At 28.3% G+C, this 22,235-nt stretch carries 22 protein-coding genes and 1 tRNA gene; 9 read left to right on the top strand and 14 right to left on the bottom strand.

All coding sequences use genetic code 11. From position 1 onward, the window contains the following. Genes dapE through ACTTA6_RS06975 form a run of 3 tightly spaced genes read left to right on the top strand, consistent with a single transcriptional unit; the run spans position 1 to position 2,607 of the window. Positions 1-1,158 (top strand): succinyl-diaminopimelate desuccinylase, encoded by a 1,158-nt coding sequence (gene dapE / locus ACTTA6_RS06985; protein ID WP_440613495.1) that lies wholly within the window; start codon positions 1-3, stop codon positions 1,156-1,158. Beyond that, positions 1,155-2,084, top strand: coding sequence for a histone deacetylase family protein (locus ACTTA6_RS06980; RefSeq protein ID WP_440613496.1), 930 nt, complete (start codon positions 1,155-1,157; stop codon positions 2,082-2,084). Before dapE ends, ACTTA6_RS06980 begins: the two co-directional genes overlap by 4 nt. 31 nt (positions 2,085-2,115) lie before the next feature. Then, on the top strand, positions 2,116-2,607 hold the full coding sequence (locus ACTTA6_RS06975) for an SET domain-containing protein (protein ID WP_262590133.1): 492 nt from the start codon (positions 2,116-2,118) through the stop codon (positions 2,605-2,607). Here ACTTA6_RS06975 and truA read toward each other — a convergent pair. From truA to ACTTA6_RS06950, 5 genes are read right to left on the bottom strand one after another with little or no spacing between them, the layout of a single operon-like run. Continuing rightward, positions 2,587-3,327: a tRNA pseudouridine(38-40) synthase TruA gene (gene truA / locus ACTTA6_RS06970; RefSeq protein WP_440613497.1), complete on the bottom strand. Its 741-nt coding sequence runs from the start codon at positions 3,325-3,327 to the stop codon at positions 2,587-2,589. The two genes, ACTTA6_RS06975 and truA, sit on opposite strands and share 21 nt — an antisense overlap. After that, complete coding sequence (fmt, locus tag ACTTA6_RS06965) at positions 3,328-4,248, bottom strand: methionyl-tRNA formyltransferase (protein ID WP_440613498.1); 921 nt, start codon at positions 4,246-4,248, stop codon at positions 3,328-3,330. It abuts the gene before it with no gap. Positions 4,249-4,250: 2 nt separating this feature from the next. Continuing rightward, positions 4,251-4,769 carry a peptide deformylase gene (gene def, locus ACTTA6_RS06960; protein ID WP_262590130.1) on the bottom strand — a complete coding sequence of 173 codons (519 nt, stop codon included), beginning with the start codon at positions 4,767-4,769 and terminating at the stop codon, positions 4,251-4,253. Between the two features lie 24 nt (positions 4,770-4,793). Beyond that, positions 4,794-6,551 (bottom strand): hypothetical protein, encoded by a 1,758-nt coding sequence (locus ACTTA6_RS06955; RefSeq protein ID WP_440613499.1) that lies wholly within the window; start codon positions 6,549-6,551, stop codon positions 4,794-4,796. After that, a complete protein-coding gene (locus tag ACTTA6_RS06950) occupies positions 6,526-6,708 on the bottom strand; it encodes a hypothetical protein (RefSeq protein ID WP_075505937.1) in 183 nt (60 codons plus the stop codon). The genes ACTTA6_RS06955 and ACTTA6_RS06950 overlap by 26 nt, the downstream gene beginning before the upstream one ends. Positions 6,709-6,765: 57 nt before the next feature. Here ACTTA6_RS06950 and ACTTA6_RS06945 point away from each other — a divergent pair, with 57 nt between their 5' ends. Further along, positions 6,766-7,278, top strand: a complete 513-nt coding sequence (locus ACTTA6_RS06945) for a shikimate kinase (RefSeq protein ID WP_440613500.1) — start codon at positions 6,766-6,768, stop codon at positions 7,276-7,278. Continuing rightward, positions 7,265-8,368 (top strand): 3-dehydroquinate synthase, encoded by a 1,104-nt coding sequence (gene aroB, locus ACTTA6_RS06940; protein ID WP_440613501.1) that lies wholly within the window; start codon positions 7,265-7,267, stop codon positions 8,366-8,368. Before ACTTA6_RS06945 ends, aroB begins: the two co-directional genes overlap by 14 nt. On the opposite strand, the gene ACTTA6_RS06935 is transcribed toward aroB, so the two are convergent. Next, complete coding sequence (locus tag ACTTA6_RS06935) at positions 8,360-8,620, bottom strand: BolA family protein (RefSeq protein WP_440613502.1); 261 nt, start codon at positions 8,618-8,620, stop codon at positions 8,360-8,362. The two genes, aroB and ACTTA6_RS06935, sit on opposite strands and share 9 nt — an antisense overlap. 17 nt (positions 8,621-8,637) lie before the next feature. Between ACTTA6_RS06935 and ACTTA6_RS06930 the strand changes: the two genes are divergently transcribed. Genes ACTTA6_RS06930 through ACTTA6_RS06920 form a run of 3 tightly spaced genes read left to right on the top strand, consistent with a single transcriptional unit; the run spans position 8,638 to position 11,929 of the window. Beyond that, on the top strand, positions 8,638-9,171 hold the full coding sequence (locus ACTTA6_RS06930; RefSeq protein WP_428079254.1) for a J domain-containing protein: 534 nt from the start codon (positions 8,638-8,640) through the stop codon (positions 9,169-9,171). Beyond that, complete coding sequence (gene cobS, locus ACTTA6_RS06925) at positions 9,155-10,129, top strand: cobaltochelatase subunit CobS (RefSeq protein ID WP_440613503.1); 975 nt, start codon at positions 9,155-9,157, stop codon at positions 10,127-10,129. Before ACTTA6_RS06930 ends, cobS begins: the two co-directional genes overlap by 17 nt. Next, a complete protein-coding gene (locus ACTTA6_RS06920) occupies positions 10,130-11,929 on the top strand; it encodes a cobaltochelatase CobT-related protein (protein WP_440613504.1) in 1,800 nt (599 codons plus the stop codon). Here ACTTA6_RS06920 and ACTTA6_RS06915 read toward each other — a convergent pair. Together ACTTA6_RS06915 and ACTTA6_RS06910 are read right to left on the bottom strand one after the other, a co-directional pair. Further along, positions 11,926-13,206 carry an ActS/PrrB/RegB family redox-sensitive histidine kinase gene (locus ACTTA6_RS06915; protein WP_440613505.1) on the bottom strand — a complete coding sequence of 427 codons (1,281 nt, stop codon included), beginning with the start codon at positions 13,204-13,206 and terminating at the stop codon, positions 11,926-11,928. The genes ACTTA6_RS06920 and ACTTA6_RS06915 overlap by 4 nt on opposite strands. 2 nt (positions 13,207-13,208) lie before the next feature. Further along, positions 13,209-15,272 (bottom strand): DNA gyrase subunit B, encoded by a 2,064-nt coding sequence (locus ACTTA6_RS06910; RefSeq protein ID WP_440613506.1) that lies wholly within the window; start codon positions 15,270-15,272, stop codon positions 13,209-13,211. A 141-nt stretch (positions 15,273-15,413) separates the two neighbouring features. Here ACTTA6_RS06910 and ACTTA6_RS06905 point away from each other — a divergent pair, with 141 nt between their 5' ends. Next, a complete protein-coding gene (locus tag ACTTA6_RS06905) occupies positions 15,414-16,223 on the top strand; it encodes an FkbM family methyltransferase (RefSeq protein WP_440613507.1) in 810 nt (269 codons plus the stop codon). Positions 16,224-16,226: 3 nt separating this feature from the next. Here the strand turns inward: ACTTA6_RS06905 and ACTTA6_RS06900 are convergent. The 6 genes from ACTTA6_RS06900 to rpmI all read right to left on the bottom strand — a co-directional run bounded on the left by ACTTA6_RS06900 (position 16,227) and on the right by rpmI (position 22,210). Further along, positions 16,227-16,316 (bottom strand) — tRNA-Ser (locus tag ACTTA6_RS06900). A 2-nt stretch (positions 16,317-16,318) separates the two neighbouring features. After that, positions 16,319-18,127 carry a translation elongation factor 4 gene (lepA, locus tag ACTTA6_RS06895; protein WP_440613508.1) on the bottom strand — a complete coding sequence of 603 codons (1,809 nt, stop codon included), beginning with the start codon at positions 18,125-18,127 and terminating at the stop codon, positions 16,319-16,321. Between the two features lie 4 nt (positions 18,128-18,131). Beyond that, on the bottom strand, positions 18,132-20,540 hold the full coding sequence (gene pheT / locus ACTTA6_RS06890) for a phenylalanine--tRNA ligase subunit beta (RefSeq protein ID WP_440613509.1): 2,409 nt from the start codon (positions 20,538-20,540) through the stop codon (positions 18,132-18,134). Continuing rightward, positions 20,537-21,604, bottom strand: a complete 1,068-nt coding sequence (pheS, locus tag ACTTA6_RS06885; RefSeq protein WP_440613510.1) for a phenylalanine--tRNA ligase subunit alpha — start codon at positions 21,602-21,604, stop codon at positions 20,537-20,539. Before pheS ends, pheT begins: the two co-directional genes overlap by 4 nt. A gap of 40 nt (positions 21,605-21,644) precedes the next feature. Then, positions 21,645-22,001, bottom strand: a complete 357-nt coding sequence (gene rplT, locus ACTTA6_RS06880) for a 50S ribosomal protein L20 (RefSeq protein ID WP_440613511.1) — start codon at positions 21,999-22,001, stop codon at positions 21,645-21,647. A 2-nt stretch (positions 22,002-22,003) separates the two neighbouring features. Further along, the gene (gene rpmI / locus ACTTA6_RS06875; protein WP_023854436.1) at positions 22,004-22,210 is read right to left on the bottom strand and encodes a 50S ribosomal protein L35; all 207 of its coding nucleotides are present in this window, start codon (positions 22,208-22,210) and stop codon (positions 22,004-22,006) included. Positions 22,211-22,235: the final 25 nt, after the last annotated feature.

The following is a 22,235-nucleotide window of genomic DNA, read 5'->3' as shown; positions in this document are numbered from 1 at the left end:
ATGCAAACCATTAATGAATTACAATTAGCCAAAGAGCTAATTCGTTACCCGTCTATAACACCAATAGATGCTGGGGTAATGAAATTCTTAGAAAAAAAATTAAGAAAACTTGGTTTCAAAACTAAAATATTAGAGTTTCAAGAAAAAAACACTAAACCAGTAAAAAATCTTTATGCAAGACTTGGAACCAAAGGTCCAAATTTTTGCTACGCTGGTCACTTAGATGTTGTACCTGCTGGAAACTTAAAAGATTGGACAGTAAATCCTTTTAGACCCTCAATTAAAAAAGGACATTTAATTGGAAGAGGAGCAAATGATATGAAAAGCTCTATTGCAGCCTTTGTTTCTGCTGTCAGTATTTTTGTTAAAAATAATAAAAAATTTGATGGATCTATAAGCTTACTAATTACAGGTGATGAAGAAGGAATTGCTATTAACGGTACAAAAAAAGTTGTTGAATACTTAAAAAAAAGAAAAGAGAAAATTAATTTTTGTTTAGTTGGAGAACCAACTAATCCAAATAAATTGGGAGAAATGATTAAAATTGGTCGAAGGGGAAGTATGACCGGCAGACTTTCAATTATAGGTATTCAGGGTCATGTTGCTTATCCTCATAGAGCTAACAATCCATCAACTACTCTTGTTCAAATATTGAAAGAATTGAAGGAAATTAAATTTGATAAAGGAACAAAAGATTTTCAGCCAACAAACCTAGAAGTTACAAAAATAAATATTGATAATACTGCTGATAACGTAATTCCAGGTTTAGCTAATGCAACTTTTAACATTAGGTTTAATAACAAACATTCATCGAATTCAATTAAAACAAAAATAAATAAAATATTGAAGAAAATTTGTAATAAAAATAAGTCAAATTACAAAATTGAATATAGTGTATCTGGTGAAGCTTTTTTAACTAAACCAAATCAAACTACATATATGATACAAGATATAATTAAAAAGATTACTAAAATTAAGCCTGAACTCTCAACAACAGGAGGCACATCTGATGCAAGATTTATTAGAAAAATTGCTCCCTGTTTAGAATTTGGTTTGGTTGGAAAAACAATGCATAAAGTAGATGAGGCAGTTTCTTTAGGTGATTTAAAAAAATTAACTTTAATTTATTCAAATATTTTAAAGAATTATTTTAAGTGAAAACAGCTTTAATTACTTCTGATACATACAAAAATCATAATACAGGAGATGGACATCCTGAAAAAATAGACAGGGTTACAGCTGTTATTGATAACTTTAAAAAATTAGATAACAAAAATTTAATATGGAAAAAGCCTTCAAAATTTGAAAAATCAATATTAATAAAAACTCATTCTTCTGAATATATTGATCATGTCGATCGATCATACCCTCAAAATGGATTTAATTTTTTAGATGGAGATACAGTTGTCTCGCCTGGTAGCAAAGAAGCAACAATGGACGCTGTTGGATCAATTATAACAGCGATTGATGGTGTGGAGGAAAAAGAATTTAAAAATGCTTTTTGCGCAGTAAGACCACCAGGTCATCACGCAGAAAAAGAGAAAGCAATGGGCTTTTGTATTTACAACAATGTTGCAGTTGGAGCTAATTATTTAATTGAAAAATATGGTTATAAAAAAATAGCTATAATTGATTTTGATGTCCATCATGGAAATGGGACACAAGATATTTTTTTCAACAATGAAAAAGTTTTATATATTTCCACTCATCAATTTCCATATTATCCAGGTTCAGGTTCAGAAAAAGAGATTGGAAAATTTAATAATATTTTAAATATTCCACTTGAAGCTGGAACAAGTGCTAGAGAATATTTAAATGCATATGAACTGGTATTAAAAAAATTAAAAGAATTTAAACCAGAATTTCTATTGTTTTCTGCAGGTTTTGATGCACATATTGATGATCCTTTAGCACAATTAAAACTTAATGCTGAAGATTATTATACAATTACACAAAGAACTTTAGAAATTTCAAAATCATTTTGTAGAGGTAATGTAGTATCTATACTAGAAGGTGGATATGACTTAAAAGCACTACAAGATAGTACTCAAAGACATGTTGATGCTTTAATAGAATTTAATTGATAATTCCCAATAAAAAACTAAATAAAACTCAATGAAATTATATAAAATTAAAAAATCTGATATCGATAAAAAAGGTAGAGGACTTTATGCTACTAAAGATATCAAAGAGGGTACAAAGATAATCGATTACGTTGGTAAACTAATTACAAAAAAACAAACTGAAGAGTCTGATAAATATGACAATAGTAAACCAATCTATTTATTTACTATCAACAAAAGATATGACCTTGATGGAGATTTTCCATGGAATACTGCAGGATTAATTAATCATTCTTGTGACAATAATTGTGATTATGATGGTAAAGGTTTAAAAATTTGGGTTAAAGCTATTAAAGATATCAAAAAAGGTGAAGAATTTACCTGTGATTATGGTTTTGGTTATGATGAAAATTACAAACAATTTCCATGTAAGTGTAAGTCAAAAAATTGTTGTGGGTACATTGTAAGAGCAGAGTCTAGATGGCGAATAAATAAAAAATTTGCCATGAGTAATAAAAAAAATCTAATAAAAAACTCTAGATAAAAACAATCCTGTAGGTGGTGCTGGAGGAGCACACAGTGACCTTTTTTTAGACTTTAGAGCTTTGTCAAATTTTTTTAAATCCCATTTCTTTTCACCTAAATATTTTAAACAACCAACCATAGATCGTACTTGCTGTTGAAGAAAAGATTGAGATTTAAACTGAATTTCTATTTTATCATTTAAAGATTTTAATTTTACAAAATCCATCGTTCTAATTGGACTCTTAGCGTTGCAACTTGAAGCCCTAAATGTTGAGAAATCTTTAGTACCAACTAATTTTTTTGCCCCTAATTTCATCAAATCTAAATCTAATTTTTTTCTTACATGCCAAACTTGATCTTTTTCAATCACAGGTGAACTTGTTCTATTTAAAATGAAATATTTATAAACTCTCTTTTTTGCAGAAAATCTTGAATGAAAGTTACTAGTTCTTTTTCTTATTTTAAGAATTGTAATATTTTCATTTTTTAAAAAGTGATTAATTGAGTTAATAAATTTATCTAAGTTCAATAATTTATTTTTTAAATCAAAATGTGCTGACTGCTCGATAGCATGAACACCAGCATCTGTCCTACCCGATCCAACTATAGTAATATTTTCTTTTAATAACTTTCTAATTTTGTCTTGAAGTATTCCTTGAATGGTTTTATTTTTTTTTTGAATTTGCCAACCTTTGTAATTTGTGCCTAAATATTCTATCAAAAGCTGATATCTAAACATTTATATATTTGAACCTTTTTTTATCTGTGAACCTTGAATAAATTCACCAATATTTTGAGATCTTTTCCCTTGCCTCTGAATTTCCCTAATAATTATCGATTGATTATTACCACAAGCAATTTCAAGATTATCGCTCAATACTAACCCTGGATTTCCTTGAGCTCTTCCAATTTGAGCTTTTAAGATTTTATATCTTTCTCCATTAAACATAAAAAATGCTCCTGGTGATGGATATAAACCGTTTATCTTACCAATAATTTTTTCAGCATTTTCATCCCAATTAATTTGACCTTCGGTTTTTTGAATTTTAGATGCATAGGTTGCATTCGAATGATCTTGTTCAATAAAATTTGCTTTACCATCTAAAATATCATCTACGTTATCTAAAATTTTTTCTGCTGCTAAGTTAGAAAGCTTTTCGCTAATTTCTAACGCATTCAAATTTTCATTAAGTTGAATTTTATAATTATTACAAACTGGTCCTGTATCTAATTTTTCAGCAATCCTCATTATACTTATTCCAGTTTCTTGATCTAAATTCATAATTGATCTTTGAATTGGTGCGGCACCTCTCCATTTAGGCAGTAATGATGCATGTATATTTATGAAACCTATTTTAGTTAAACTTAGAAATTTTTTAGGAATAATTTGTCCATAAGCAACAACTATTGCTAAGTCAGCATCTAAAGAGTTTAAAAAATTATACTCCTCTTCATTATTTAAAACTGGTGGCGTTCTATATTCTAAATTTAAAGTTTCAGAAATACCTTGTATTGGAGACTTATTAATTTTTTGTCCTCTTTTTGATTTTTGAGGTGGCTGTGTATACACACAAGAAATATTATATCCATTTTGATATAGAGATTTTAAAATTGGTACAGCGAACATGGGCGTACCCATAAAAACTAACTTTTTTGACATTTTTAAACTTCAGCAGTATTTGATTTTAATTTTGAAAGTTTCTTTATGATCATTGATTTTTTTAGTTTTGAAAGATAGTCGATAAACAATATACCTTCCAAGTGATCCATTTCATGCTGTATGCATGTTGCAAGCAATCCATCTGCCTTTAGTATTTGTTTCTTTCCATTGTAATCCAAATATTCTACCTCGCATTTACTCGGTCGATCTATTTCAGCAAATTGATTTGGTACAGATAAACATCCTTCTTCATAAGTTGCCTTAAGCGGATCTTTATTTTTTATTACAGGATTTACAAAGTATCTGGGCTCTTTTTTGTTTTCATCCTTGCTTATATCCATCACTATAATTCTTTTTGGTATACCAATCTGAATTGCTGCAAGACCAATACCATTAGCATCATACATTGTATCGAGCATATCATTCATTAATTTTTGCTCTTCGCTTCCAACGGCTTCTACAGGTTTTGATACTTGTCGAAGTAATTTGTTTGGTTCTGTAATAATCGTTCTTATCGCCATAAAATTTGTATGTTATTATAATTTTTATACTTTTAAAGGAAGAACTTTTAGCAATAGCTTATTTCTTATTAAATCAGCATTTATTTGATTTAGGGTGTTCGAAATAAAATAAAGTCTTTTTTCATCAATATTTTCTATTTTGTCATTACCTATTATCTCAATTAAAGACAATAAAACTGTTCCAACTTCATTTGCCTCTATCAAGTCCACTAAACTTTCATCTAGCTCATAAGGCTTTTGTGAAAACAAACTGTCATACTCGCTTGGTATTTCAACTCCGTCTGATTTCAGACTTTCTATAAAAATTATATCTTTGGTGGACAAAGTTTCATTACTAAAAATTATTCTATCAAGAAATTTTTTTAAATCTTCTTGTATTTCAGATTTTGAATAATCTCCTCTAAAATAATTTACCCACTTAGATTGATGTAAAATATTATTATTGTATTGAATTTTTTTGAACTCTGAATTCTGATTTTTTGAATAGTTGTTGTAAAAACTTAAATAATCTGAAGGAACATTATCAACTTCAATTTCATTCAAAAAGTTATTCAGCTCTTTATCAAAAGCTAAACCAATTTTGTTGTCCTCAAATAGCTGCTTCAACAACTGTAAAAATTTCAATTTCAATTCTGGTTCACTCGTTAAAAGTGCTCTTTGATAAATTAATGCTCTTGCTTCTAACGGAGACAGCAACTTGTAAGTATCGGTTGCACTTAACAATTGATCAATATTAAATTGAAATTTTTTATAATATTCAAATAAGTCTTTTTCTGAGAAAATTTTGTAATTTGCAGCTTTCTCAATAATTAAGATTTTATCTTGATCATTTATGTCAACATTACTTAGATCTGGTAGTAAATTTGAATTTGATAGATATTTCCAAATTAATTGAGGCGTATTTTCATTGGGTTCAAATGAAAATTCTGGATTTGTTCTATGAGCTAAATGAAACTCAAATACTGAACTTTCAGAGACTTCTTTGGATGCTTCTTCAATATAACCAAACAGGTAATTCATTTTATTTTCAAAATATTCATCTTGAAAACCTAACTCTTTTTTAAGATCTAGAATTAATTGGGCTTCTTCGTTTTTTCCATAATTAACTAAACAATATAAATTTAATTTAGATAAATATTCATCTTCAACTGGTTCTTTAATTTTTGTAAAAAATTCACAGGTCTTCTTTATATTTTTATCTGATAAATAGTTATCTAATAAATGTCTGGTTAGTTTGGGATGAGAATTTACAATTTGATTATTAACCAAAAATTCTTCAATGAGTTCTAAATTAGAATTTTTAATTAACCAATCAGATTTGAATTTTAAAAATTCATTTTCAGTAATATTTTGATTAGGATAATGAGCGTTAGTTAGTAATGAGACTTCCATAATTTCTAATGCATCATTAGAAAGATTAATTTTCTCTAAACTGTTAAATAAATTTTTTAACTTTTGACCATCAGAATTCGTCCACATATCAATAGTCAAACCGTGTTCTGCGGGATCGTATAATCCTACTATTTTGACTTCTTTTGATATTAAATTTTCATCTAATTCTATCGAGCCAGTATTTTTATCTGACTGCATATCAAAAACACTTATTTGATCATTATTATTTTCACCTTCGGTAATAACTGCTTCCTCAACAGTTTCATTTTCTTTTTTTTCAAGATTCCATATATCAATTGGATTATCTTCTGCGTGAATAGGATTTAAAATAATTAGATAGCTTAAAAAAATAAAAAAGAATTTTTTATTTAACAATTTTAAAATTTTCATTAGGAATAATTTTTTCAATTTCCTTTTTAGGGGCAGGAAAATCAATTGAATTGAGAATTAAAACAACGCCAAGAACAATTACTAGTCCAAAAATAGATTTAACAACTAGTCCGATTATACTTTTTTTACCTGAACTTGTATTTTTGTTGAATTGCATATAACTTTAGTTAATTTCAAATTAAGACATATTTGTGTTTTTTCAATATTTAAACTTATGAAATCAAAAAAAAATCTAGTTTTTCTAGGTATGATGGGATCTGGTAAGAGTTCTATAGGTTCTTTAGTAGCAAAAAAATTTAAATTAAATTTTGTAGATGTAGATAAAGAAATAGAGAAAAATTTAAATACAACAATTCGAAAAATATTCGAGACAAAAGGAGAAGAATATTTTAGAAAAATTGAGGAAAAAACTACACTTAAAAAGTTAAAACTTAGTTCTACAGTTGTCTCTCTTGGGGGAGGTGCTTTTGCAAATAAAAATATTAGAAATGAAGTTTTAAAAAATCATTATTCATTTTGGTTAAATTGGAATGAAAAAATTTTAGTTGAAAGAATTAAAAATAGCAAAAAAAGACCTTTAACAATTAATGCTACAGATAATGATTTAATTGATTTAATTAAAAAACGAACTAACATTTATTCTAAAGCCTTATATGAAATCAAATGTGATAATCTTACAAAAAATGAAATAGTAAGCAAAATTAAAGAAATTTATGAAACCAATTAAATTAAAAATTGAAACAAAAACTCAAAAATATCCAATAATAATTGGATCAAATTTAATTACCAACCTATCAAAAATAATTAAGAATAATTCCTTAACATTCAATCAATGTCTTCTTGTAGTTGATAAAAATGTACCAAAAAAATTTATCACTAAAATAAAAAATTCATTAAAAAAAAAGAAAATACATATATGTTTTTTTAATGCTAGCGAGGCCAATAAAAACTTTAATATTATTAATAAGATCTTAGAAATTTTATTAAATAAAAACTTTTCTAGAGATGACTGTATAATATCAATAGGTGGGGGCATTACAGGTGATGTAAGTGGTTTTGCATCTAGTATTTTTAAAAGAGGTATGAAATTTATAAACATACCAACAACGCTTTTATCCCAAGTTGACTCTTCAATTGGTGGTAAAACTGGCATAAATTCACATTATGGAAAAAACCTAATTGGTAGTTTTTATCAACCGAACCTAGTTATATCAGATGTTGATTTTCTTAAATCGTTGCCAAAAAGAGAGATTGTTTGTGGATATGGTGAAATTTTAAAACATTCTCTGATAAGAGATAAAAATTTCTTTAAATTTTTAAATAAGAATATGAATAAAATTACTAAACTGAGTTCTCCATTTATTGAAAAAGCAATTTATGAAAGCTGTAAAATTAAAAAAAATGTGGTTGAAAAAGACGAGAAAGAAAAAAATTTAAGAAAAGTTTTAAATTTTGGACATACATTTGGCCATGCTTATGAAGCAAGCTTAAATTACAATAAGAAATTAAATCACGGTGAAGCAGTAATCTTAGGTATAAAGACAGCATTAAGTTTTAGTTTAAATTTAAAAATGCTTAAAAAAAGTGATTACAACCTAATATTAAATCATATCAATAATTTAAATCTAGCAATATCAGTTAATAAATTTTTTACAAAAAAAGATATAAATAAAATATTATTTTTCATGACAAAGGATAAAAAAAATAAATCCCAAAAGATTAATTTGGTACTTTTAAAAAAAATTGGGTCTCCGCAAATTAATATTGAATATCCAAAAGAAAGATTGAAAAAATTTTTTAATGATTACTTAAGATAATTGAATTTGAATTGAGTGAATAGTTTCTTTCAATTCTTTATCTAATACTTTATAAATTTTTTTATTACTTTCAATTCTGTTCATACTTTTTAACTCATCAGAAACTATATTTAACTTTAAATGATATTTACCTTCTTGATTACCTTTGTGATTTTTGTGAAGAAAAGATTTATCTTCTATATTTATACTTTGAATATTTATTTGATCTGATAATTTTTTTTTTATAATTGCAATTAATTCATTTATATCCATATAGTAATTATTATATCATGAAAAATATTTGTGACTGGAATAATTGTAATGAAATTGGTGAATACAGAGCACCAATTGAGAAGGATAATAGTAGGAAATATAGAATGCTTTGTCTGGAACATGTTAAAGAATTTAACAAAAACTGGAATTATTTTTCTGGAATGAGTGATAATCAAGTAATCAATTTTTTAAAATCAGATATGACTTGGCACAAACCCACTCAAAATTTTAGTTCTTCAGATAATTTTTTTAAGGTCCTATGGAACACAACATTAAAAGATGAATTTGATAAAGATAAATTCAATGGAGATTATAATCATATGCGTCAATTTAAATTTGATCATAAAGATATTAAAGCATTTGGAATATTGGGAATATCTGTAGGTTTAAAGTGGCAAAAAATACAAGAAAAATTCAAAGTGCTTGTTAAAAAATTTCACCCTGATATGAATGCCGGAAATAAAAAATACGAGGAAAAATTAAAACTGATAACTTTAGCTTACACGCAGCTAAAAAACACTTATAGGGAAAAAATTGACTCCAAATCTTAACATCCAACCTGACATAAAAGTTTCTTTAAAACAATCTTTTGGAATAGATTCCGAAATGGAAGTAGATGCATTTTCAAAAAAAAATGAATATGTGCCTGAAATAGATAAAAACTATAAATTTGATAGAGATACTACTCTTGCAATCATTTCCGGATTTGCGTTTAATAAAAGAGTATTGGTACAAGGATATCATGGTACTGGAAAATCAACACACATAGAGCAAATAGCTGCAAGACTAAACTGGCCGTGTATTCGAGTAAATTTAGACAGTCATGTTAGTCGAATAGATTTAATAGGTAAGGATGCAATTGTTCTTAAAGATGGAAAACAAGTGACACAGTTTAATGAGGGTATCCTGCCATGGTCAATTCAAAATCCAGTTGCTTTAGTATTTGATGAGTATGACGCTGGAAGACCTGATGTTATGTTCGTTATTCAAAGAGTGTTGGAGGCTGAAGGAAATTTCACGCTACTAGATAAAAACAAAGTAATTAGTCAAAATAAGTATTTCAGGTTATTTGCTACATCTAATACAGTTGGGCTTGGTGATACTACTGGACTTTATCACGGAACACAGCAGATTAACCAAGGGCAAATGGATAGATGGAATATTGTAACAACATTAAACTATCTAAGCCTAGATAGAGAAATGGATATAGTTTTATCAAAGAATAAAAATTTAAATAATGCTAAGGGAAAAGAAAAAGTTGCTAATATGATTAAAGTAGCATCCTTAACTAGAAAAGGTTTTATTGCTGGAGATATATCTACTGTAATGAGCCCAAGAACAGTTCTTCATTGGGCTGAAAATTCTGAAATTTTTAAGGATACCGGATATGCATTTAGAGTAACCTTTTTAAATAAGTGCGATGATATTGAGAAAAATACAATCGCGGAATATTATCAAAGATGTTTTGGTGAAGAATTGCCTGAGTCCTTGATCAATATTCAAATTTAAATGAGCAATAAAGAAACAAATTTAAAAGAAAAATTTAGAATTGCTTTATCTTCAACAGCAAAAGTTATCGCAGACGATACTGATATAAACAATAAATCTTCTCAGGATAAAAAGACGAAAGATATTTCGTATTTTGAAATAAATGATCTAACTAGTCCAAGTGATTTTATAAAATTAAGGGCTGAAACAGACTCTACAGCACTTAAAAAAAGGTTTTCTAATGAAAAAATTTACAGAAAAAATTTGCCTTCAAATACTTCCTCTAGATCTTTATATAATATAGCTGAAAAGATTAGATATGAAGCCCTAGGAGGCAAAATGTTGAAAGGAATTCAAAAAAATTTTTCTGAAAACTATTCACAAATAATTAATCGTAAAAGAAAAGATCAGCTTAAAACAAAAGAAGACGTTCCTGTTGCTGAAGCATTTGAGCTATATATGCTTAAAAATTTTCATAATATAGAGCTAAATCCTTTAACATCTAGAATGCTTAATTTCTGGGAAAAAGATTTTGAACAATCAATTAAGAAACATAAAGAGTTTTTATTAAATAATTTAGAGAATCAAAATACGTACAGTTCTAAATTTTCCAAAATACTAGAAGAAATGGATATTTTTCAAAGTGATGAGGAAGATCAAGAAGAGGAAGAAAATCAAGACCAAGGTCAAGACAATCCCTCAAATAATGACCAAAATAAAGATAATGAAGATAGCAAAGATGAAAATGATGAACAGCAAACAGAGGCATCTGTTGATGCTGATTACAGTATAGACGAGTTTAATTTAGATGAACAGTTGTCTGATGTTGAGTCTGATGAACAAAATTCTGAGCAGGTAATCCAAAAAAAAATTGATAATGTAAATCTTGATTACAAAATATTTACCACTCAATACGACGAAGTTGTTAAAGCTGAAAATCTAGAAAATGCAGATGAAGCTACTAAACTTAGAAAAAATCTAGATCAACAGTTAATTGGTTTCCAAGATGTAATTACTAAGTTAGCCAATAAACTTCAAAGACAATTATTAGCAAAGCAAAATAGAGCTTGGGAATTTGATTTAGAAGAAGGCTTGCTAGATAGTTCAAAGTTACCAAGAATAATAATGGATCCATATAATTCTTTGTCATTTAAAAAAGAAAAGGATCTAGATTTTAAAGATACAGTTGTAACTTTGCTAATTGATAATTCTGGTTCTATGAGAGGAAGACCAATAACGATTGCTGCTATTTGTGCGGACATACTGTCAAGAACACTCGAAAGATGTTCGGTCAAAGTAGAGATTTTGGGATTTACCACAAAAAACTGGAAAGGCGGACAGAGTAGAGAATTTTGGACTAAAAATTCAAAACCAAAAACGCCTGGAAGACTTAACGATCTAAGACATATAATTTATAAAGGTGCGGATACACATTGGAGACAGGCAAAAAATAATTTAGGCCTGATGTTAAAAGAGGGTTTGCTAAAAGAAAATATTGATGGAGAGGCTATATCTTGGGCATACAACCGTATTAAAAAAAGAAAAGAAGAAAGAAAAATTTTAATGGTAATTTCTGATGGAGCTCCAGTTGATGACTCAACACTTTCAGTAAATTCAGGTGATTTTTTAGAAAAACATTTAAAGAAGATGGTCAAATTTATTGAGAATAAATCAGATATTGAAATTTTAGCGATTGGTATTGGACATGATGTTTCGAGATATTACGACAGAGCTATAAAAATTACTGATGTAAATGAGTTAGGAGATGTAATGATATCTCAACTTAGCTCTTTGTTCGAAACAAAGAAAAAATTTCATTAAATATTAAATAAATCTTTATTTCTCCATTTAATTATTACTTCTGCACCAGATCTTGTTTTAGAATTTCTACAAATCACATTAGCAAAATTTTTTTCTAACAGTGTTTTTCCTATAAACAAACCTAAACCAAGACCTGTTTTTGATTTATCTTGAGGATTATTTGATTTTAAATATGGCTCTCCTATTTTTGATAAAATATCTTTTGGATAACCTGGACCATCATCCTCAATACTGATTTCGGTGATTTCACTATCACTCTTTAAGTTTATGAAAATATTTTCATCAGAAAATTTATTAGCATTACCTATAAAATTTCTTAGTCCATAAACAATTTCTATAGATTTAACTATTTTTTTCGAATTAGAGTCTTGGTCAAAATTAAAAATGAACTTCTTTGTACTTATCTCTTTAAATGAATTTAAAATTTCATTTAGGTAATCTCTAATTGTAATATCTACATCAATAAACTCATCCTCTTCGTCTGGATTTAAAGTTAATTTTTTTAGTATTTCATTACATCTTTCAACTTGACTAGATAATAAATTAATATCTTTTTCTACGTCTTTATTGCCTTCAAATTGTTTTAGTAATTCTTGAGTAATTATTTTTATGGTTGAAAGCGGTGTTCCTAATGAATGAGCAGCTGCTGCTGCTTGACCACCCAAGGACAATAGTTCATGCTCTTTGGCCATTACTTCTTCCATTTTCGTAAGAGCTTCTTTTCTTAACCTAGACTGAGTTCCAAATGTCATTGCAAAATAATTAAAAAAAACAAGAGCAATAATCAAAGCGATTGGGATAGAGTAATAATAATAAGGACTTACATGAAAATGATCACCAAGTGGAGAAGGTAATTCTGATGAAAAAAAAGTTAAAAATATAATTGAAAAAGCAGATAATAACACAAGTAAAGTATTTGTTCTAAAACTTAAATTAGATGATGAAAATACACTTGGTATAATTATAAAAATAACAAATGGATTAAGAATTCCACCTGACAAGTAGAGCAAAATAGCTAATTGTAAAATGTCAATAACTAAAAAAATGAAAGCTGATCTGTCTGATAATTGAGTTTTTTTATAAATAAAAATTAAGTAAAAATTACTTATGATGCCAACAAATATCACTAGATTAGAAGTTACAAAATCAAATTTAAAATCTAATACAAAGTATACAAAATTAACTGCAATTAACTGTCCTATTATTCCGATCCATCTTAAGGCAATATAAGTAGATTTTTTGAATGAATGGTGTTTTGAAGTTTCAAAAAACTTCATTTTTAAATATCAAGATTTTTTACATTAATAGCATTTGAGACTATGAAATCTTTTCTTAATGCAACATCACTTCCCATTAGTGTATGGATAAGACTTTGATCTTTTTTAAGATCTTTAGAGTACTGCACTTGAAGCAAATTTCTAGTTTCAGGGTCTAAAGTTGTATTCCACAACTCTTCTGGATTCATTTCACCAAGACCTTTGAACCTTTGTATATTCATTTTTGATTTTTCTATATCTAAGGCATTTAAATAATCTTTCGATCCTCTTTTCAATTTCTTTAATTCCTTGTTATTATTTACGATATAGTCCTCTAATTCTTTTTCATCTTTAATATAAATCCCTTTTGAACCTTTATTAATTTTAAACAATGGTGGTTGAGCTAGATAAACATGACCATTTTCAATTAATTTATTAAATGGTTTGTTATTAAAAAAAGTTAACAACAATGCTCTTATGTGAGAGCCATCAACATCAGCATCAGTCATTATAATTATTTTACCATATCTTAGATCTTTTAAATCTATTTCCTGAGATTTAGGATCAAGTCCGAGTGCATTAATTAATGTTACTATCTCATTTGAAGATATCATTTTTGCAAGAGCTTTTGTTCTTTGATCTGAACCGTTACCATTGCCATTACCATTTTTTTTTAAATTTATGTCCTCAACATAAGTATTTAAAATTTTACCTCTTAGAGGCAAAACCGCTTGATTTGCTCTATTTCTTCCTTGTTTAGCGGAACCACCAGCTGAGTCTCCCTCAACTATAAACAATTCCGTACCCTCTTGTTTTCCTATCTGACAATCAGCTAATTTTCCTGGTAATCCACTTAATTCAAGGGCTCCTTTTCTTCTTACATTTTCTCTAGCTTTTCTTGCAACATCTCTAGCCATAGCTGCTTGAATTACTTTAGCCAAAACTATTTTGGCAATAGATGGATTTTGATCGAACCAAATTGATAATTTTTCATTTACCAAAGTTTCAACAATCATTCTTACCTCGGATGAAACTAGCTTATCTTTCGTTTGTGAAGAAAACTTAGGATCAGGGATTTTAGTTGAAAGCACACACGTTAAGCCTTCTTTAATGTCATCTCCTGAAATAGCTAATTTATTTTTTTTTAATAAATTATTTTCATTTGCATATTTATTTACGACTCTTGTGAGAGCGCTTCTAAAACCTAATAAATGTGTTCCACCATCTTTTTGATAAATATTATTTGTGTATGGAAATATGTCTTCCGCATAACCAGCATTCCATTTTAATGAACACTCTATTTCAATATTATTCTTTTTGCCTTCAATATAAATTGGTTTTCGAAATAAATCATTACCATTTTTATTTTGCAGTTTTTCTCTTTTCTCATCTAAAAACTCTACAAACTCTAAAACACCACCATCAAATTTAAATTCAGATGTCTTTTCTTTTTTTTGACTAGCGTCAATAAAAATTATTTTTATACCTTTATTTAAGAACGCTAACTCTCTCATCCTTTTAATTAAAATATTTGCACTAAATTTAATTGATGAGAAAATATCTTTTGAAGGTAAGAATGTTATTTGAGTTCCTGTGCTTTTAGATTTTCCAACAACTTTAAGGGGAGATTTTGCTTCACCATTCTTAAATTCTATAAAATGTTTTTTCCCATCTCTATTTATTTCTAATTCTAGTTTTTCTGACAATGCATTAACAACTGAAACACCAACTCCATGTAATCCACCTGAAACTTTATATGAATCATGATCAAACTTACCACCTGCATGAAGTTGAGTCATAATTACCTCGGCCGCAGATTTTTTCTCTCCTTTATGCATATCAACAGGAATACCTCTTCCATCATCACTTACTGTAATAGTTCCATCTGAATTAATCCTCACGTTTATATTTTTACAATAGCCTGCTAATGCCTCATCAATTGAGTTGTCTACCACCTCATAAACCATGTGATGTAAGCCAGTGCCATCATCGGTATCTCCTATGTACATTCCTGGTCTTTTTCTAACTGCTTCAAGACCTTTTAAAACTTTAATAGAATCTGCTTGATATGTATTTTTACTAGTCATTTTTTTAATTTTTGGAAAAATTAACTATATCATTTTTTACTAATTATAGTTGATAAATAAAAGTTTTTGTCGAAAAAAACGTTTTAAAATATACTGAAATTTGATGAGATTTAACATATTTAATATATTCAAATCATTGATATGTCAGCTCATAATCAAAAAGTGAATATTTTAATGATACTAAGACAACTTCTCAAACTTCCTATTTTAAAAAGAGTAATACCAAGTTTATTAATTAGGTTATTAAAAATTATAAAAAAAAATAGAGGCTATTTTCAAATCAAAGACACTAGAATGTTTCTAGATTTTTTAGATCCAATAGATAGACAAATAATATTATTTAAAGAATTTGAAAATTTAGAAATCAATTATTTAATTGAAAAAATTAAAATCTACAAAATAAATTATTTTTTAGATGTTGGTGCTAATTGTGGATATTATTCTTTAACAGTTGGAAAAAAAGTCAAAAATATTTTTATTAAAGCTTTTGAACCTAATAAAGAGGCTTTTTTTAAATTTTCAAAATCACTGGAAATAAATCCTGATTTATCAAAAAAAATTAATTTATATAATTTTGGATTATCTGATGTTTCAAAAAAATTGAAAATGATAACGATGGTAAAATTTGGATATAAACAAACTGGTGGCGCAGGTGTAACAAATAATGACAATAGTTTAAAAGATCATACTACTTTTTTTGCAGACTTTAAAATAGGTGATGAGTATTTAAAATTAAAAAATAAAAAACTATCTTTAAAAATTGATGTAGAGGGACATGAATTGAATGTTTTAAAAGGTATAAACAAAACTCTCATCAATAATAAATGTATTTTACAAGTTGAAATTTTTGATAAAAATTTTGAGTTAGTAAATAATTATTTATTATCTCTAAACTACAAAAAAATTTTTGATATTAAAAAAAGATCTAATTTTTTTTACAAAAACTTTTAATTATGGCGGAGAGAATGGGATTCGAACCCATGAAAGAATTGCTCCTTTACACGCTTTCCAAGCGTGCGCCTTCAACCACTCGGCCACCTCTCCAGTTATTTTTCTTTTGAAATTTTAAGAACACCAATAAATGCCTCTTGAGGTATTTCTACTCTTCCAAATTGTTTTGATCTTGCCTTACCCTTTTTTTGTTTTTCTAATAATTTTCTTTTTCTATCTGTGGCTCCACCACCATGAATTTTTGTTAAAACATCTTTTTTAAATCCTTTAATTGTTTCTCTAGCAATAATTTTTCCTCCGATTGCAGCTTGAACAGGAATCATAAAATTATGTCTTGGAATAAGATCTTTAAGTTTTTCACAAACTTCTCTCCCTGTTTTTTGAGCAAAATCTTTATGTATCATCATTGCTAAAGCATCAACTGGTTCACCATTTACTAATATACCGAGTTTTACTAGATCGCCTTCTCTATGCTCAATTATCTCATAATCAAAACTCGCATATCCACTTGTCATAGACTTAAGTCTATCGTTAAAATCAAACACAACCTCATTTAGTGGAAGTTCATAATTTACCACTGCTCTACTGCCAGAATAACTAAGGTTGGTTTGTACTCCTCTTTTGTCCTGGCACATTTTAATTATTGAACCTAAGTACTGATCTGGAGTAATGATAGTTGCCTTTATCCAAGGTTCTTCAATATATTTTATTAATGTAGGATCAGGTAAACTTGATGGATTTTGTAAATCTATCGTATCACCATTATTCAAATGAACTTTATAAACTACCCCAGGAGTTGTAGTTAATAAATTAACATCAAATTCTCTTTCGAGTCTTTCTGTTACAATTTCTAGATGAAGCAAACCTAAAAACCCACATCTAAATCCTAAACCTAAAGCTGAAGATGACTCTGGTTCAAAAGAAAAGCTTGCATCATTTAATTGTAACTTTGCTAAACCATCTTTTAATTTTTGAAACTCTGAGCTATCTACAGGAAACAATCCACAAAATACTACGGGTTTACTTGGTTTAAAACCTGGTAAAGCTTCTTTCAATGGTTTTGTTGCATCACAAATTGTATCTCCAACTTTTGTCTCTGATAACACTTTTATTCCTGTTGTGATAAATCCTATTTCTCCTGTTTTTAATTCAGTAATATCAACTGGCTTTGGTGTAAAAACACCAACTTTTTCAACGATATATTCTTGATTTGTAGACATCATTTTGATCTTCATGTGTTTAGAAAGTTTCCCATCTATAACTCTAACTAATATTACAACACCTAAGTAAGTATCGTACCAACTATCGACTAATAGACATTTTAAATCTGATGAACTCTCTCCTTTTGGTGCTGGTAAAGTTGTTATGATTTGCTCTAAAATATCTCCTATTCCCTCGCCAGTTTTTCCCGAACAAGGAATAGCATTCTCAGTATCAATCCCAATAACTTCCTCGATTTGCTTTTTTGTTCTATCAAGATCAGAAGCTGGTAAATCTACTTTATTTAAAACTGGGACAATTTCATGGTTTGTATCTAGTGCTTGATAAACATTTGCTAAAGTTTGAGCCTCAACACCTTGTGTGCTATCCACGATCAAAATTGAACCTTCACATGCATATAATGATCTACTTACCTCGTAACTAAAGTCTACATGGCCCGGGGTATCTATGATATTTAAAATATATTCTTTTCCATCTTTAGCTTTATAATTTAACTTTACTGTTTGAGCTTTAATAGTGATGCCTCTCTCTCGTTCAATATCCATTGAGTCTAAAACTTGAGCTTTCATCTCTCTTTCAGTCAGACCACCACAACTATGAATTATTCTGTCTGCAATAGTAGATTTTCCATGATCAATGTGTGCAATGATTGCAAAATTTCTTATATTATCGATTGAACTCATTGGCTTAGGATCGAATTTTAGCGCCAGTTTTGTTTTCGACTGTTTCTATAATAGATTTATTGATTTGATCCAAATCAGCATCTTTAAGGGTTTTTTCTTGAGATTGAATTGTAACACTGATCGCAATTGATTTTTGATTTTCTGGAATATTTTCGCCCTCATAAACATCAAAAACTTTAATGTTAGAAATCAAATTTTTATCAACATTTGACACAACATTTACCAAATCTTGAACTTTAATTTTCTTATCAACTATAAAAGCAAAATCCCTTTCTGACTTTTGATAATCTGAAACAGAATATTTTGTTTTTTGATCTTTTAATGATTTTTTTGGTAATTTTAAATTATCAAGAAATATTTCAAAACCTACTAAAGACTCAGTTTTCATATCTATTTGCTTAATAATATTTGGATGAATTTCACCAAAGTATGCAGCCACACTTTCTTTACCTCTATTCAAAAATAATCTTCCTGATTTACCTGGATGATAATAATCAGGTGTTTCATCATCAATAAAAAATTTCTCTGCATCGTAACCTGCTTCAACTAAGGTTTGAACTACATCTTTTTTAATATCAAAAACATCAACATTTCTCTCTTTTTCTAACCAAGAAAGACGAGATTTTTTTCCAGCAGATAAACCACAGACTACTATATTTTGTTCACCAGGTTGTTTTCCAAAAAATGTTGGTCCTATTTCAAAAATAGATAAATCTTTAAAACCTCTATCTATATTTTTGCTCATATACATAATTAAATTTGAAAATATTGAATTTCTTAAAACTCCTAATTCAGAACTTATAGGGTTCACAATTTTTAATTCATCATTTTGTCCTTTGAAATGATTATTATATTTTGCATCTGTGAAAGACCAAGTAATTGCCTCCAAATAACCTTTTGAAGCAACAGATCTTTGAAGGAAATGAAACAATTTTTGAGTTTGTGTTAAAGTAGATTTTTTTCTCTCTTTGATAGGTTCTTCTATCTTTATTTTATCATAACCAACTATTCTTACCAATTCCTCAACAACATCTATTTCCTGGGTAATATCTGGTCTCCAGGATGGGATACTTAGTTTAAAACCTTTTTTATCTTTTTTACATGTAAAACCTAAGTTATCTAAAATTTTTAACATATCTTTTGTTAAAATTTTAAAACCTGTAACTTTTTCAAACGAATTTGGATCAAATTTAATTATTTGATTTTTAAATGCACTAATTTTTTGGATATCAATCTTACTAATTTCACCACCACAAATTTCTTTAATTAAAAAAGCAGCTTTATTTAAACCTTCTTCAATTGATAATTGGTCTATTCCTCTTTCAAATCTAAATTTTGCATCTGTATCAATATTTAATCTTTTTGCTGTTCTTCTAATTGATCTTGGATCAAAATAAGCTGACTCAATTAAAACATTTTGTGTATCCATTTCTGTTCCAGATCTTGTGCCTCCGATTATACCACCAAGTCCTAATACACCTTTATCATCACTAATTACACACATATCATCTTCAAGTTTATAGGTTTTGTTATCTAAAGCTGTGAACTCTTCACCAGATTTTGAGTTTCTAACAATTATACCTTTTTCAATTTTATCCGCATCATATGCGTGTAATGGACGATTAATATCAATCATTACATAATTTGTAATATCAACGATTGCTGAAATAGGTTTTTGACCTATAGAAATTAATTTATCCTTTAACCATTTTGGGCTTTCAGTATTTTTTACATTTGTTACCAAACAGCTCCCAAAAGAAAAACATCCTTGATTTTTTTCATTTGTAATTTTTACTTTAACTGTTTGAGATTTTTTCGAATTTATTTTTTTTTCTTTAATTTGTTTTAATTTACCAAAACCTGCAGCTGCTAAATCTCTAGCTATTCCTCTAACACCAAGACAGTCCGGTCTGTTGGGTGTGATTGATAAATCAATCAAATTAGAACTAGATTGAATAAAAAAACTTTTTCCAATACTATTGTTGTATTTCAAGGATGAAAGCTCAGTAATTCCATCACTTTCCTCAGACAAATTGAGTTCAGATTCAGAACAAAGCATACCATAAGATGTAACATCTCTGATTTTTGCTATAACTAATTTAGTTTTATTTTTTGGAATAACCGCACCAGGAGGAGCATAAACAGTAATTAAACCTTCTCTAGCATTTGGTGCACCACATACGACCTTCTTAATCTCTTTTTCACCTACATCAACATCACAAACTTTTAAACGGTCTGCATTAGGATGTTTTTCAGTTTTTAAAATTTTTGCTACTTTAAATAAATCTAAGCCATCAGACAAATTTTCAACACTTTCAACTTCAAGTCCAATATCAGTTAATTTCTCAAGTAACTTTTCTTCCTTGGCATTTACAGATAAATGATCTTTTAACCAATCAAATGTTATCTTCATCGACTCAGACCTCTATAATTTGTGGGAACATCAAGAGGATCAAATCCAAAATGATTTAACCATCTGTAATCACAGTCAAAAAAAGCTCTTAAATCATTAATACCATATTTTAGCATAGCTAACCTGTCTATACCTATGCCAAATGCATATCCTTGGTATTTAGCAGGATCAACTTTAACATTTTTTAAAACATTTGGATGAACCATTCCACATCCTAAAATTTCAAGCCACTGATCCCCTTCTCCTATAATAATTTTACCATCTTTAATTTCGTAACCAATATCTACTTCTGCAGATGGTTCTGTAAAAGGGAAATGACTTGGTCTAAATCTCATTTTGATTTTTTCCACTTCAAAAAACTCTTTAATAAAATAATTTAAACATCCCTTTAAATGACCCATGTTAATATCTTTATCTATATGAAGGCCCTCAACCTGATGGAACATTGGCGCATGTGTTTGATCACTATCTGATCTATATGTTCTACCTGGAGCAATAATTTTAAACGGTGGCTTGTCTTTTAACATAGTTCTAATTTGAACTGGTGATGTATGCGTTCTTAATAGAACTTCCTTATTTTCGTCTAAATAAAAAGTATCGTGCATATCACGAGCTGGATGATTATCTGGAGTATTTAGTGCAGTAAAATTATTATATTCATTTTCTACATCTGGTCCTTCTTCAACACTAAAACCTATTTCTGAAAATATAGATGAAATTTCATCTATAGTTTGAGATACAGGATGAATTTTTCCTCTAACAAAAGGTCTTCCAGGTAAAGTTATATCAACTTTTTCTTTTTCAAGTTTTTGATTAACTTCTTTTGTTTCTATTTCTTTAATCTTTTCTGAAATTAAAGATTGCAGTTCATCTTTTATTTTATTCAAGTCTGCTGCAAAAGTTTTTCTGTCAGACTCTGGTATTGATCCTACAGTTTTGAATAAAGATGAAATTTGACCATTTTTTCCAAATAACTCTGTTTTGATTGAATTGATTTCATCTAAACTTAGCTCATTCTTGAGCTTTGATAAAAATTGATCTCTAATATTTTTTATGTCTGACATATTAGTAGATTATTTCCTTAAGAAATAAAAACAATAGAGATTAATTTAAAGCGGATTGAGCTTTTTGTACAATTGTTTTAAATGCTTCTGGACTATCGTAGGCAATTTCAGCTAAAATTTTTCTATCTATTGTAACGCCACATTTACTTAAACCATTAATAAATTTTGAATAAGTCATACCCTCTGCTCTTACACCAGCATTAATTCTCTGTATCCATAATGATTTGAAATCTCTTTTTTTATTTCTTCTATCTCTGTAAGCATACTGCATGGATTTCTCCATAGCTTGTTTAGCAACTCTGATAGTATTTTTCCTTCTGCCCCACTGACCTTTTACGGCTTTCAAAACTTTCTTATGTTTTGCTTTACTTGTTACGCCTCTTTTAACTCTTGCCATTGTTACCCTCTTAAACTGTAAGGCATGTATGATTTAACAATTTTGCCATCTTGTTTAGACAAAGTTGTAGTGCCTCTTAATTTTCTAATTTGTGAATTCGTTCGTTTAATCATACCGTGTCTTTTACCTGCTTGAGCAGATATAACTTTACCCTTAGCTGATATTTTAAATCTTTTTTTTGCAGAGCTTTTTGTTTTTAATTTTGGCATAATTCTGCGGACTTATACAAAGAAT

The sequence above is a fragment of the Candidatus Pelagibacter sp. HIMB1636 genome (assembly GCF_052047675.1).
Classification (GTDB): domain Bacteria; phylum Pseudomonadota; class Alphaproteobacteria; order Pelagibacterales; family Pelagibacteraceae; genus Pelagibacter.
Note: the sequence above shows the minus strand (reverse complement) of the source record. Positions and strands in the feature narration are given on the sequence as shown.

Bases quoted from the DNA above. Each gene is read 5' to 3' on its own strand.
- dapE (WP_440613495.1), top strand. From the start codon at position 1: ATGCAAACCATTAATGAATTACAATTAGCCAAAGAGCTAATTCGTTAC.
- ACTTA6_RS06975 (WP_262590133.1), top strand. From the start codon at position 2,116: ATGAAATTATATAAAATTAAAAAATCTGATATCGATAAAAAAGGTAGA.
- truA (WP_440613497.1), bottom strand. From the start codon at position 3,327: ATGTTTAGATATCAGCTTTTGATAGAATATTTAGGCACAAATTACAAA.
- fmt (WP_440613498.1), bottom strand. From the start codon at position 4,248: ATGTCAAAAAAGTTAGTTTTTATGGGTACGCCCATGTTCGCTGTACCA.
- def (WP_262590130.1), bottom strand. From the start codon at position 4,769: ATGGCGATAAGAACGATTATTACAGAACCAAACAAATTACTTCGACAA.
- ACTTA6_RS06955 (WP_440613499.1), bottom strand. From the start codon at position 6,551: ATGAAAATTTTAAAATTGTTAAATAAAAAATTCTTTTTTATTTTTTTA.
- ACTTA6_RS06950 (WP_075505937.1), bottom strand. From the start codon at position 6,708: ATGCAATTCAACAAAAATACAAGTTCAGGTAAAAAAAGTATAATCGGA.
- ACTTA6_RS06945 (WP_440613500.1), top strand. From the start codon at position 6,766: ATGAAATCAAAAAAAAATCTAGTTTTTCTAGGTATGATGGGATCTGGT.
- aroB (WP_440613501.1), top strand. From the start codon at position 7,265: ATGAAACCAATTAAATTAAAAATTGAAACAAAAACTCAAAAATATCCA.
- ACTTA6_RS06935 (WP_440613502.1), bottom strand. From the start codon at position 8,620: ATGGATATAAATGAATTAATTGCAATTATAAAAAAAAAATTATCAGAT.
- ACTTA6_RS06930 (WP_428079254.1), top strand. From the start codon at position 8,638: ATGAAAAATATTTGTGACTGGAATAATTGTAATGAAATTGGTGAATAC.
- ACTTA6_RS06920 (WP_440613504.1), top strand. From the start codon at position 10,130: ATGAGCAATAAAGAAACAAATTTAAAAGAAAAATTTAGAATTGCTTTA.
- ACTTA6_RS06915 (WP_440613505.1), bottom strand. From the start codon at position 13,206: ATGAAGTTTTTTGAAACTTCAAAACACCATTCATTCAAAAAATCTACT.
- ACTTA6_RS06910 (WP_440613506.1), bottom strand. From the start codon at position 15,272: ATGACTAGTAAAAATACATATCAAGCAGATTCTATTAAAGTTTTAAAA.
- ACTTA6_RS06905 (WP_440613507.1), top strand. From the start codon at position 15,414: ATGTCAGCTCATAATCAAAAAGTGAATATTTTAATGATACTAAGACAA.
- lepA (WP_440613508.1), bottom strand. From the start codon at position 18,127: ATGAGTTCAATCGATAATATAAGAAATTTTGCAATCATTGCACACATT.
- pheT (WP_440613509.1), bottom strand. From the start codon at position 20,540: ATGAAGATAACATTTGATTGGTTAAAAGATCATTTATCTGTAAATGCC.
- pheS (WP_440613510.1), bottom strand. From the start codon at position 21,604: ATGTCAGACATAAAAAATATTAGAGATCAATTTTTATCAAAGCTCAAG.
- rplT (WP_440613511.1), bottom strand. From the start codon at position 22,001: ATGGCAAGAGTTAAAAGAGGCGTAACAAGTAAAGCAAAACATAAGAAA.
- rpmI (WP_023854436.1), bottom strand. From the start codon at position 22,210: ATGCCAAAATTAAAAACAAAAAGCTCTGCAAAAAAAAGATTTAAAATA.